At 46.8% G+C, this 13,683-nt stretch carries 8 protein-coding genes; 2 read left to right on the plus strand and 6 right to left on the minus strand.

What is annotated here, in order from left to right:
• Window positions 1–683: 683 nt before the first annotated feature.
• The 5 genes from J2T20_RS00265 to J2T20_RS00285 form a co-directional block, all read right to left on the minus strand.
• A complete protein-coding gene (locus J2T20_RS00265; protein WP_307585074.1) occupies window positions 684–2,603 on the minus strand; it encodes an FtsX-like permease family protein in 1,920 nt (639 codons plus the stop codon).
• On the minus strand, window positions 2,581–3,366 hold the full coding sequence (locus J2T20_RS00270; RefSeq protein ID WP_373457734.1) for an ABC transporter ATP-binding protein: 786 nt from the start codon (window positions 3,364–3,366) through the stop codon (window positions 2,581–2,583). Before J2T20_RS00270 ends, J2T20_RS00265 begins: the two co-directional genes overlap by 23 nt.
• 109 nt (window positions 3,367–3,475) lie before the next feature.
• Window positions 3,476–4,495 (minus strand): sensor histidine kinase, encoded by a 1,020-nt coding sequence (locus J2T20_RS00275; RefSeq protein WP_307584468.1) that lies wholly within the window; start codon window positions 4,493–4,495, stop codon window positions 3,476–3,478.
• 14 nt (window positions 4,496–4,509) lie between these two features.
• The gene (locus tag J2T20_RS00280; RefSeq protein WP_307584470.1) at window positions 4,510–5,193 is read right to left on the minus strand and encodes a response regulator transcription factor; all 684 of its coding nucleotides are present in this window, start codon (window positions 5,191–5,193) and stop codon (window positions 4,510–4,512) included.
• 96 nt (window positions 5,194–5,289) lie between these two features.
• Complete coding sequence (locus J2T20_RS00285; protein ID WP_307584471.1) at window positions 5,290–7,371, minus strand: serine hydrolase; 2,082 nt, start codon at window positions 7,369–7,371, stop codon at window positions 5,290–5,292.
• A 591-nt stretch (window positions 7,372–7,962) separates the two neighbouring features.
• Here J2T20_RS00285 and J2T20_RS00290 point away from each other — a divergent pair.
• Complete coding sequence (locus tag J2T20_RS00290) at window positions 7,963–9,732, plus strand: ABC transporter ATP-binding protein (protein ID WP_307584472.1); 1,770 nt, start codon at window positions 7,963–7,965, stop codon at window positions 9,730–9,732.
• Entirely contained in the window at window positions 9,725–11,500 is a 1,776-nt protein-coding gene (locus J2T20_RS00295) for an ABC transporter ATP-binding protein (protein ID WP_307584474.1), read from the plus strand. Before J2T20_RS00290 ends, J2T20_RS00295 begins: the two co-directional genes overlap by 8 nt.
• A gap of 494 nt (window positions 11,501–11,994) precedes the next feature.
• Here J2T20_RS00295 and J2T20_RS00300 read toward each other — a convergent pair whose 3' ends face one another.
• Complete coding sequence (locus tag J2T20_RS00300) at window positions 11,995–13,551, minus strand: ABC-F family ATP-binding cassette domain-containing protein (protein WP_307584476.1); 1,557 nt, start codon at window positions 13,549–13,551, stop codon at window positions 11,995–11,997.
• Window positions 13,552–13,683 lie beyond the last annotated feature (132 nt).

Consider the following 13,683-nt stretch of genomic DNA (forward strand, 5'->3'; position numbering starts at 1 on the left):
TTGATTTTAATATCTTATTAGACCTCAATTAACTTTGGTAAATAACCACTCTTAAATTTTTGATTATTGGCCGTGTAATTGGTCCATTACTGCATTTTTGCCCCGCTAGCCGTGGAAACGCCCACTACATCCAGTTCATTTCAGCTGCACCAATTGAAAGCGCATCCAATATTTATGAATATATTATAAACCGGTTTCAATTCTAATTTCCACCTAAAATTTGTACCTATTTCAAAATATGGTATTTGGATTTACCTTGTTCATAGTGAATATTTTAATGACTTTCCTTCCACTTAATAAATTAGATGCTGGACAGTCATATGAGATGTTGATCACCGGCGCAATGAAGTGGACTGAAAAGCCCTTATTTGGAGAGGAGCATTGTCTTTTGCCTACCAAACGGACTCAGATTCAGCTATTCCCCCTAAATATCTCTAATTATGCTCAATTGAAGTACAATAAGAGCTCTACAGTCCGTATATGTGTCAAAATGGGCTTATCGGCCAAAATAGCTGCACTACAGTCCGCATACTTTATGTTATACAAAATTTAGAGCTCTTGTACGATACGACACCGCTGAAAATCACCTAGTATAGACTCCCGGGATGCAAACTGTAGGACAGTTGGGTTATCCCACAAAGGCTTATATAGTCTGAACAGGAACCGTACAAATAACCAAACCCTTAAAGTGCAGCCCTCACAATACGGCGATAATAAACAAGGGTGAGAATAGCGAATACAAAATAGATGAGCGTGTATACAGACATGGAAATTGCTGTAGGAAAGGTGAGGTCAGACAAGGCCAGCTTGGAAGCCGCTTTTACAGCAAACATGGAATGCATAAGCCCGATCCCCAGCGGAATCGCAAATACAAACATCTGCTTACGAATAATGCCGCCCATAATCTCACGCTCCCCGAATCCGAGTTGCCGCAGAATCGTAAAGCTTTTCCTCTCCTGCTCCGCCTCTGTCATCTGCTTGAAGTACAGAATACTGCCCGTGGAAATCAAGAAGATAAGACCGAGAAAACCGGCTATGAAAATGATCAGCCCGAATTTTCGGAGCGATGCTTTATAAAATGTATCAAAGTCAGGACTGAGCTTATTTCCCTTGACAACCTTCGCATAAATGCCGGATGCCGCTTCACGTTCATTCTTATCTGCAATTTTGTAGGTGTCGATGTGGATGGCTTCATATTCGGGGGAGGCAGGCATCTGCTCACGAATAGCTCTTATCGTTGCCGTCGGCACAATCAGCTGACGTCCGTATATGCTGTAATTCATGGCATAACGATCTACCTCACGGGTTATATTTAATTTCACTTGAACTCCATTTGCGTCAAAATCAACAGCTTGTGGAAAAGCAACCGTGTCCAGCTCTTTGCTTAAGGCCTTTCTAAGGCCAGTGTACCATACAGCTTCTCCCTGACCCGGCACGACAATATCTCTTCCATTCGCCTGCAATTGCTCTGCCCCGAGTAACAGAAGGTTGCTCCCCTCCTCATTCTGGCCGATCGCCCCTTGCAGCCGGATGGCCTCAACCGGCCTATTTACAAACGTAAATCCGGCCTTATCCAGCTCAGCACGGAATGATTTCGCATCCTGCTCATTATTTTCGAAGATGAAATCGTAGGGCAGCATTCCCCGGGACTCACTCTCAGCCGAATAGTATAGTGAATAAGAGATAGCCACCATCGTCAGTGTCATCGCAGACAGAATGGTAATCAGTGTGAGCGAGTTCGCATTGCCTTTCATGCGATGCATGATCGGGGCCAGCGACAAACTATTTTTCAGCCCCAGCTGTCCACCCTTGCCCTTCCGAATCCGGAAAAACAGCCAACCGATTGTCACACGAAACAGCAGATAGGTTCCGAGAATGGTTGAACCGAGAATGGTTGCCAGCTGTAGGAACAGATTGGGGCCGAGCGTGTGGGCGGACAGTATATAGCCAAACGCGATCAGTACTATACCGACCAACCCCATTAAAGCGGACAGAACTGTCTTCGGCTGCTTCGGATGATCACCTTGCCTGTTTGCTGTGAACAGGTCGAGCAGGGTCGTATGGTAAACTTTGAACAGCATTTGTACCAATGTAAGGCCTATGATTACAGAAAATACGATGATGGTCTGCAAGGCGGCTGTACCGGAGAACGAGAGCGTCACTGGGTTTTCTATACCGATTAGTTTCATCAGAATAAGCACAAAAAGCCGCGACACGAGCGCGCCGCCGCCGACTCCGATCAGGAGCGCCCCCATGCCAAGCAGGGCATTCTCGGTAATGAGCAACCGCGCTACCGTGCTGTGCGTCAGACCCACCAGTTGATACAGCCCGATTTCCTTACTGCGCCGATTAAGAAAGATGCTGTTCGCGTAAATCATAAATACGACCACAATCACGAGCACCAAAATCCCGGCAGCGTTAAACATAGAAGAGAATTGAATATTCCCGATTGACGCTGTTATGACCGATGAATCATTTTGCAATGTAGCAAATATGAAATAAAGGCTTGTACTGAAAATAAGTGCAAAATAATACAGGTAATAATGTTTGGTATTTTTTCGCATACTGCGGATAACCAACTCAAACAGAGTCAACGTGATCACCCCCAAGTACGGCCTGCACATTCAATATATCTTTGAAGAAAGCTTGCCGCGTCTTGCTCCCGCGATACACTTCAGAATAAAGCATTCCGTCTTTCAAAAATACGACACGGCTGCAATAGCTCGAAGCTACCGGATCATGGGTCACCATCATAATCGTAATGTTGCGCTGCCGATTAAGCTCTTCTATCATTCCAAGTAAAGCGGAGGCCGCCTTCGAATCCAGTGCGCCTGTGGGCTCATCCGCATATACGATAGAGGGCCGATGGATCAACGCACGTGCAGCAGATGTTCGTTGCCGCTGACCTCCGGAAATCTCATGCGGGTATTTATGGGCAATTTCACCGATGCCAAGATCAGCAGCAATGGCCTGAAACTCAGCCTCTGCCGCCGCTTTCTTCATCTTGCCGAGCGAGATGGGCAGAAGGATATTTTCTTTTACCGTCAACGTGTCCAGCAAATTATAATCCTGAAAGATGAAGCCGAGTTTCTTGCGCCGGAAGTCAGACAGTTCGGCATTTTTCATGTTCGAGATGTCCATATCTCCAACGAATATTTTCCCTTCCGTCGCTTTATCAATGGTCGCCAAGACATTAAGCAAAGTCGATTTCCCCGACCCGGACGGCCCCATTATACCTACAAATTCCCCTTCCACTACTCGAAGGTCGATGCCCCTCAGCACCTGCTGAACATTACCTCTAACACCAAATGATTTACGGACTTGCTGCGCATGCAGCACGGTTTTTTGCATAGTATTTTGATTCATCTTCATAGCCTCCAACTCTGATTATAACTTTCATTTTAGAGAAACAGGCCGTGCCCGTCGCCCGTATCAGATGACAAACAGGAGGTTCTAAGTGACATTGTTATCATATTCATGTCCGGACAGATTCGAATGCATTGCTAACCGTAAAAGTCATCTGCATGGCGGTTCCTGCCACCAACTCCGACTGTACCGTTAACGAAATCCCGATTTTGGCTGCAACCGTTTTAGCTAAATAGAGCCCCAGTCCGGTTGCCGCATTGTGCAATCTTCCGTTCCCCCCGGTAAATCCTTTATCGAAAATACGCGGTAAGTCATGCGATGCGATGCCCGGCCCTTCATCTCTTATCGTCAACCTGACATGCCCATCAGGTGTGACTGTTGTCGACAAAAGGATCGTTCCGCCCTCCGGGCTATATTTGACCGCATTCGTCATTAATTGCCTGATAATAAAACGGCACCATTTGCGGTCCGTCCTCACTAAAGTCTCTTCCCCTTCAAACTCGACAGCTATATTCTTTTCCACACACCAGGAGGCCAACTCTCGTACTTCCAGGGCAGCAAGCCGCTGAATCCCTGTCTGTTCCAGCACATAATCAGCCTCAAGCGAGGGTAACCGTGAAATGTATAACTGCTGATCAATGAGTAAATGGATTCGCAGCCATTCCGATTCAATATTGCGTATTAATTGATTGCTTCTGTTAGCATCAATTGCCAATTTCATTGCGGTCAGCGGCGCCTTTACTTCATGCACCCAGGCAGCAACATAATCCTGCTCCAAAGACCTGGCAGCATTACTGTCCGAAAGTTTATGCCCGTACCAGTGGTTCGCTGCCTGCAAGAGCTGATTTGTGGCTTCCTCCTGATAAAAATAAGCTGACGGCAATGTTTCAACCCAATCTTCGTTGATCTCTTTAGCCAGTTGCGCCAGTGCTCGCGCATACTTCATTTCTTTGCGAAAACGCCATCCTAGGAAAGCTACCATAGCCAGAATTAGCAGCATATTTAAATAAAGCATCGAGTCACCTCGGATGGCAACACCATTGTCGATCCAAATCAGTAAATCCACAAACAATAATGAAAGCAGAAAGAAAACAATCCAGCTTTTCCTGTCATACAGATATCGGAGCAACAAGTCGTTCCCCCTCATAAAGTAGCCGCCATATAACCAAGCCCCTTCTTTGTTACAATGGCTTCTTCCAGATGAATAATGGCCAGCTTTTGACGCAGCCGGGTTATATTCGCTGTCAGCGTATTGTCGTTGACGAATTGTTCATCATCCCACAGCTTGCGGATCAGATCCTGGCGTGATATCACTTTATCCCTCTCCTTGACTAGCACAACAAGAATAAAAAATTCGTTCTTGGTCAAAAGCACATCCTGTCCATCCTTACGGATCAGACCGCGCTTCATATCAATTATAGTACCATTCCATTCGATGAGATCATCCGCTTCCTCACTGTAAGCATAAGTGCGGCGGAGAATCGCCTGTATTTGCGCCAACAGCACGTCCATATGAAAAGGCTTTTGAATATAATCGTCCGCCCCCATATTCATCGCCATTACCATATCCAGAGGATGATCACGCGAGGACAGAAATAGAATCGGCACTTTCGAAACCGCGCGAATCTCCCGGCACCAGTGGAAACCGTCATACATCGGGAGCTGGATATCAATGATGACCAATTGAGGCTGTACTTTAATATAGGTGTTCATCACATCATCAAATCGTTCCGGTCCCGTGACGTGAAATGACCAGTGCTCCAATCTTTCCTTCAATGAACGAAAAATGGCATCATCATCTTCGATAATAAAAATATTAAAATCCATTAAAACCAATCCCTTTCCGCAATAGCTCCTCCATCATAACATTGTGGGGTTCCATACAAAAAGGAAGGCATATAAATCGCCCCCTCCCTAATGATCTTATTCAGGTAGCAGCATCGTGAAAAGTAAAGCCGCCAACTCCTGCTTGTTCAACGCCCTCTGAGAACCGTAGTCGAACTTACCGTTCGATTCGGTCACCTCCGGTCCATGCAGCTTCCAGGTCACTGCATTACTGACGGCTTCGATAGCCCATTTCGACGTTCCAGGCGCGAGCTTAGCCGCGGGTTCAGGTATTCTGATTCCCGTTTCAGTCAGTAAGCGGAAAACGATGGCGGCTGCTTCTTCGCGAAGTATTGGACGGTCCGGATCGAACAAACCGTTTCCTGTTCCATTCAGCATTCCGGCCTCGACAGCGGCTTGAATATCCCTTCGATACAGAGAGTTTTCAATGTCCGAGAATGAGAACGGGTTTGAGGATTCGGGAATGCTCCAAATGGCGTTAAAAGCATGAATGAATGCTCCTCGGGTGACTGTTTGCAGCGGTTGAAACGGCTGTGACAGATCATCCGTTAAGTAGCCGAGCGACTTCAGGCTGAGAATGTAACTGGCATAAGGATGATTGGCCGATACATCTGGGAAAACCGCCGGATTCTCCGGTAATTTAGTTGCATAGCTGTATAAATTGGAGTATTTCATATAGACGACACGACCGTCGGCATCCATCTTGAATGCAAGTGGATTTCCTTCATCATCAACGAACAGCAAGTCGTCGATCTGCTTCAACTGGTGTCGGCTGAAAAGGTCGCTTACCATCAGGGTTCCGTCTCCTGTCACTTCGACTTTAGTCAGCAATTTAATCCGCAAGTCAGAGTATAACCCTTCAAACTTGGCGAGGATGTCCTCGGTCTGTACCTTAAACCCTTTTGTTTCATACGGTGATTTGCCACTCGCATAATAATGATCCATAAATGCGGTATACAGGTCGTTTCGTAAATCCTGATTCGTATTGTAAGAAACAAAGACACCCGTTTTGCGGTCGGGCAGAAGCCAGAGCAACGAACTATAGCCAAGTATGTCACCGGCTTTGGAGATCACGATTTCCCCGTTTGATTTGGAGGGAATAACAGGTGATTCAAATCCGTAGGTCGTATCCGGCAAGTCCGGATGTATGACCATCTGGTAAGCCGACATTGCCTTCACCGATTTAGGTGACAGGATAACAGTGCAGTCCGCCGCCCGGCCATCATTCAGGAAGGCTGTCATAAATAGCGCCATATCGGAGGCAGTGGATACCATGCTGCCCTCTGGCCATTCACTTGGAGAAAAACCATACACTGGAATAGCGTTGCCTGCCGGATCGTAAGAAGGCTGGAGCCGTCCAACCAAATCCTTTGTCATGCTAAAGCTGCTTGAAGTCATACCCAGTGGCCCAAACAGGTGCTTTTGCACATAACTCCCGAAGGGTTCTCCGCTTACCTGCTGAACAATGTATCCTTGCAGCCTCGAAGCGAAATTATCGTACATATATGACGTTCCCGGCTCACGAACAACCGGGGGGAATACATCAAAGATACTCTCCTTTAACGAAATCAGCTTCTGGGAGGCATCCATCAAATAACTGGCGTCAGTAGGTTCCCGCACTTCAAAACCTGTCGTATGCGTCAATAGATTCTCTACCGTTACCGGTGCATCGAAGGGATTGGTGACTTTGTAACCGTCCAGGTATTTCTCAATGTTGTCCTGAAGTGAAATCTTCCCTTGATCGACAAGCTGCATAATGGCAGCAGCCGTGAATACTTTGGAAACGGAGCCGATACGGAAGGTAGCTCGTTTTGTGTCTATTGGCGACTTCGACATTGGGTCAGTTATACCGAAGCCTTTGGATACGAGCACTTTCCCGTCCTGAACTACGGAGACCACAGCGGCCCCTGCTTTTTGCTTAATGGCATCTTGGGCAAAAAAAGCATCGAGAAACGCCTCAACTTCCTTGGCATCACTCGGTCCACTTGTAAAATCTCTCGTGGCGGAGCTACCTAATGAGTCTTGCTGTTTGACTGAGGCAATCGAGTCAACTCCAGGCTGCAGCTGCGCGTACACGCTTGTTTCAACGGCTAGAGTCAGCGTCAGCAGTACGGTTAGCAAACCGAACGTGCGACGGGTTTGTTTCATATTTGTGTTCAACTACAATCCTCTCCTTGCTTTCCTTATATTTGGGATTAACCCAATTCAGATTGAACGGGCAGTTCCAACATACTAATTGTATGGTTTGGATCAAGCACCGTCGTTCGATTCAGGTGATAAGCAGGAGGGGGATTGTTACATTGTTGTCACGTTGGAATCCACTTGTATAACGGAGTCATTCTATGTAGCGGACTGAGAAGCCCTTATTTGCAGAAAAACCTGTTATTAGCCTTGCTTACGGACTCAGATGCAGCTATTTCCCTAATACTCCACATATTTTAGTCCAAATGGAGTAAATAAGAGCTCTACAGTCCACATAAGAATCAAAAGGGCCTGAATAGTTAAAATAGCTGCTTTACAGTCCGCAACCCTTCATGTAGAACTTCAGATTTCAAAAACTAAAGCTCTATGGTACGGCGTTTAACGGTCCTTCGCATACTAACAAAATCGACCTAACAAAAGTTCAATCGATTGTAACAAGAAAATAATACAGTAACCGATGCTGGCCGCTTGTTAATGTTATAATCACGTTGATTTATTCATTCTTTAATAGAAGAGTGAAGAACAAACAGAACAGAAACAGGTGATCAGATGTTCGAACTCAAATGGCTATGGCAGAATCTGAAGGGAAACAGGACGCGTTATATACTGGCTCTCTGTCTCTCTGTGGTGGGCTCAAGTCTTACGATTGTGAATCCGTACATCAGTCAGCGCATTGTCGATACGTTTATAGCCGGTGACAATGCCTCGCAGAATTTGACACAAGAACGGGGGCTCTTGATCGCACTCTGCCTCGGTATGATCGGCTTTTCCCTGCTACGCACGGGTCTGGCTTATGTGACTACCATGCAGTATGAGCGCTCCTCGCAAAACATGCTGTACCGTATCCGCATTTATCTCTACAACAAGATTCAGGGACAGGACAGGGAATATTACGATCATAACCGTACCGGCGATCTTATGACCAAGATGACAGGCGATCTGGACATGGTTCGGCACTCCATGGCGTGGATTTTCAAAACGATCATCGAATCCTTAACGATTTTCGCAGCTGCCGTTATCTATTTTTTTACCATTGATACCGAACTGACGCTGTGGATGCTTACCTTGTCACCGTTGATTTTTATCGTAGCCTACATATTTGCCAAACACGTCCGCCCTATGTACGTGGATCTACGTGAGCGTCTGTCACAGCTCAACACGACTACTCAGGAGAATATTTCAGGAAACCGTGTGGTTAAAGCTTTCGCCCGCGAAGAGTACGAGATCGAGAAATTCACAGAAAAGAACGTCAACTATTCTACTGCGAATAAGAAGGCTGCCCTCGTATGGCTCGATTACTTTCCTTATCTGGAAACCTTCGCGCAGGGATTCAATGTCATCCTGCTGTTGGCCGGCGGGCTGTTCCTTATGAATGACCGGATCACCTTTGGCGAGTTCGCCGCCTTCTCTTCATTGATCTGGGCCGTATCAAACCCCATGCGCAACATCGGCATTATTATCAACGACATCCAGCGTTTTTTTGCCAGCCTGACCAAAATTGTCGAAATCTATTATGCCAAACCCGGTATTGTTAACGAGCATAAGGTCATTACCAAACGCCGTTATGAAGGGCGCATTACGTTTGATCATGTCCGTTTTAAATATGACAGCGCAACGGTGTTAGACGATGTCAGCTTTACGGTTGAACCTGGGGAAACTATTGCAATTATGGGGCCTACAGGATCAGGCAAAACGACACTCATTAATCTGATCCCCCGTTTCTATGATATATCCGGTGGACGTGTGCTAGTAGACGGCGTTGATGTTCGTGAACTGGAGCTAGATGAACTCCGTGGCAACATCGGAATGGCGACCCAAGACGTGCTTTTGTTCTCCGATACCATCGATGGTAACATCGCCTATGGCGACCCCGATCTTCCGGAGGAAGAGGCCATGGAATATGCCGAGCTCGCGGCCGCACACGATTTCATCTCCCGGATGCCCGAGGGTTATGATACGGTTGTCGGAGAACGCGGAGTCGGCCTGTCAGGAGGACAAAAGCAGCGCATTGCATTAGCTCGTGCCTTGGCGGTCCGCCGTCCTATCCTAATTCTGGATGACACGACCTCTGCCGTCGATCTTGAGACTGAGGAGCATATACAGCGGAGTCTGCGCGAGCTGGATTATCCCTGTACGAAGCTCATTATCGCGCAGCGGGTATCCACCACAGCGGAGGCCGACCGTATTCTCATCTTGGATGGCGGTCGGTTGATTGAAGAAGGTACCCATGCCGAACTGTTGGCAAAGCGAGGCTATTACTACGAGGTGTTTATGCTGCAGAACGAGGGCATTGAAAGGCAGGTGATCGCGAATGGCTAGAAATAAATTCGACGTCGACGAGAACCTAGAGTCCCCTTTTGATATCAGACACTTCCGGCGTGCGATGGTTTACATTAGACGGAAGAAAACACCCATGATTGTTGCATTTGTGCTCAGTGCTCTTTCGGCAGCCATTGCGCTATCCGCACCGCTTATCATGCAGCATGTGATCGACGTGACCATTCCCGCGAAGGCTAAACTTCCCCTACTCGGCTGGTCATTGCTGATGCTTCTGACCATCGTGGTCAGCGTTATTCTTGCTACCATCCGTTCACGCATTATGACAAGCGTCGGGCAGGACATTATTTTTGACATTCGCACGGATTTGTTCAAGCATTTACAGGAACTGCCCTTTAAATATTATGACGACCGCCCGCAGGGCAAGATTCTGATACGGGTCGTGAATTACGTCAATTCGGTTTCGGATGTGTTATCTAACGGCATTATCAACTTCATTCTGGAAATCGTAAATTTAATCTTTATCGCCGTTTTCATGTTCGCCTTGGATGTACGGCTTTCATTCGTCATCCTTGCAGGACTGCCGATTTTCTTAGGCATCATGCTGCTCATCAAGACACGACAACGTCGGGCATGGCAGGCGGTGTCCAACAAGAGCTCCAATCTGAATGCCTATTTGCAGGAAAGCATTAGCGGCATTGGCGTGACGCAAATCTTCTCCCGTGAAGAGCACAATGAGGGAACCTTTACCCGTCTTGCCGGTAATTTCCGCAAGGAGTGGTTACGGGCTCTAAATTACAATATGCTTATCCCTTTTACGGTCGATAACTTATCTACCATCGTTACGGCATTGATCTTACTTGTGGGCTTATTGACACTGGACCCCAAGGACGCGACACTGGGTGTCATTCTGGCGATGAGCAGTTACGCCTTCCGCTTTTGGCAGCCGATTTTGAATCTCTCTAACCTGTACAACAACTTTATTAACGCCGTTGCCTATCTTGAACGTATCTTCGAAACGCTGGATGAGCCGGTTACTGTCAGCGATATTCCGGATGCGGAGGAACTTCTGCCCGTTCAAGGCAAAGTCACTTTCGATAACGTGACCTTCGCCTATGATCCAGGGTTGAATATATTGGAGAATATCTCCTTTGATGTCAAAGCAGGAGAAAGTATTGCCCTAGTCGGACCGACAGGCGCAGGCAAAACAACAGTCGTCAATCTGATCTCGCGTTTTTATAACCTTACCGGCGGCAGGATTCTTATTGACGGACAGGATATCTCACAGATCACACTGAAATCCCTTCGGAGCCAAATGGGGATCATGCTGCAGGACAGTTTCATATTCTCCGGTACCATTCTGGACAATATTCGTTACGGACGACTGGATGCCACCGAGGAAGAAGTAATCGCCGCCGCGAAAGCGGTCTGCGCTGACGATTTCATACGTGAATTTGACCAGGGCTACCTGACGGAGGTCAACGAGCGCGGTTCCAAGCTTTCCCAGGGCCAACGGCAGCTCATTTCATTCGGAAGGACTCTGCTGGCTGATCCGCGCATTCTCATTCTGGATGAAGCCACTTCATCTATCGATGCAAAGACCGAACGTTTACTCCAGAAAGGCCTAAATGAATTGCTCAAGGGGCGAACCTCGTTCATTATCGCGCATCGGCTCTCTACCGTAAAAAACTGTGACCGTATCATGTATGTGTCGAACAAAGGCATTGTGGAAAGTGGATCACATGAAGAGCTTATGGGACACCGGGGCCTCTATTACCGGCTCTACACGGCCCAGAAGATGGAAGCTTAACCTTAAGAGCGCAAGCTGTGATGGTAGTGGTGCTTGGTTATTTACTGGTGCTATCTGGTGCTATGCTGGTGCTTTACCGATACAAACAAACTTAGAAACTGTCATGTTCCACAGCTGAGTTCCACAGCTGAGTTCCACAGCTGATATTTAGTCAGTTTCAGTTTATACGGACACTAGAAGCCTTATTTCAGCAAAACTTTAGGTTTCATTATCCATACGGACTCAGATGCAGCTATTCACTAAAACCACTCCAAATATAGACGTTTGAGATGCAATAAGAGCTCTCAGGTCCGTATGGTTTCTCTAATGAGTCCATTAGCAAAAATAAGAGCTTTACAGTCCGCAGCGGTTCAGCCGGACATTCAGTTCGATTAGTTCGTTTCAATTCAATTCATTGGCTAAGCAATCCATGTTTAAATGAACATTAGAAAAGGACCATCCGGTAAAATATCCGAACGGTCCTTTCCTGTTTCTTTACTCTAGTATAACGTTTATTAGAATATTTTCGTCGTCCATGATTCGCAATTCCAAATATCTGTGGCGATATCACGATAAAACTCAGGTTCGTGGGAAATAAGCAGTATGCTTCCTTTGTATGCTTTCAAAGCCCGCTTGAGCTCTTCCTTCGCATCGACATCCAAATGGTTCGTAGGCTCATCCAACACAAGAATATTTGTCTCCCGGTTAATGAGCTTGCACAGGCGTACCTTGGCTTTCTCTCCACCGCTAAGAACCGAAATTTTACTCTCTATGTGCTTTGTGGTGAGTCCGCATTTCGCCAGTGCCGCACGTACTTCGAATTGAGACATGGAAGGGAACGTATCCCATATTTCTTCTATACAGGTGTTGTTCTTTCCTTCCTTCGATTCCTGTTCGAAATAACCGATCTCTTGGTTGTATCCAAGCTCTACCGACCCGGACAATGCCGGTATTTCGCCCAGAATACTACGCAGTAAGGTCGTCTTCCCGATACCGTTCGCACCGACAAGTGCTACTCTTTGACCACGTTCCATCAGTAAATCCAGAGGCCGGGACAGAGGTTCTTCATATCCGATAACGAGTCCCTTGGCTTCAAAAATAACTTTGCCTGCCGTTTTGCCATCTTTGAAATTAAACTGTGGCTTAGGTTTCTCTTTTGACATTTCGATGATTTCCATCTTGTCGAGCTTCTTCTGTCTGGACATCGCCATATTGCGGGTAGCCACACTGGCCTTATTACGGGCAACAAAGTCCTTCAACTCGGCAATTTCCTGCTGCTGACGATTAAAGGCTGATTCAAGCTGCTGCTTGCGCATTTCATAGACCTGCTGGAATTGGCTATAATCGCCCACATAACGGGACAGCTTCAGGTTTTCCATATGGTAAATCAGGTTGATTACGTTGTTCAGGAACGGAATGTCATGTGAGATAAGGATAAACGCATTCTCATACTCCTGAAGATAACGCTTCAGCCATTCAATATGCTGCTCGTCCAAATAGTTCGTAGGCTCATCGAGGAGCAGGATGTCTGGTTTCTCCAGCAGCAGTTTAGCCAGCAAAATCTTCGTGCGCTGGCCCCCGCTAAGCTCGGATACATCGCGGTCCAATCCTATGTCCGTAATTCCCAATCCGCGCGCAGTCTCTTGTACCTTCGCATCGATCATATAGAAATCCTGATTCGTCAGGGTGTCCTGGATCGTACCCACTTCTTCAAGCATTTTCTCCAGCTCTTCCGGGGAAACATCACCCATCCGGCCGTACATATCGTTCATTTCTTGTTCAAGATCGAACAAGTATTGGAATGCACCCCGTAATACATCCTGAATCGTTAACCCCTGGGTCAGTACTGCATGCTGATCAAGGTAACCGACACGTACCCGCTTGGACCATTCTACTCTACCTTCGTCGGGCTGCAGTTTGCCTGTAACAATGTTCATAAACGTGGATTTACCTTCGCCGTTCGCGCCGATCAATCCGATATGCTCGCCCTTGAGCAAGCGGAATGAAACATCCTTGAAGATCGCACGATCTCCAAAGCCATGACTTAATGCTTCAACATTTAATATGCTCATTTATAGACACCTTTTTTTCTGTATTTTATCGTTTATATTATAAGCAGGAATGAGGGGGAATTCAATGGAATACCGTTAATTTGCTTAAACTTATGTTTCTTCCACAGTTAAGGTCTGCACCAAAAAAACGGC

The sequence above is a fragment of the Paenibacillus wynnii genome (assembly GCF_030812855.1).
Classification (GTDB): domain Bacteria; phylum Bacillota; class Bacilli; order Paenibacillales; family Paenibacillaceae; genus Paenibacillus_AQ; species Paenibacillus_AQ wynnii_A.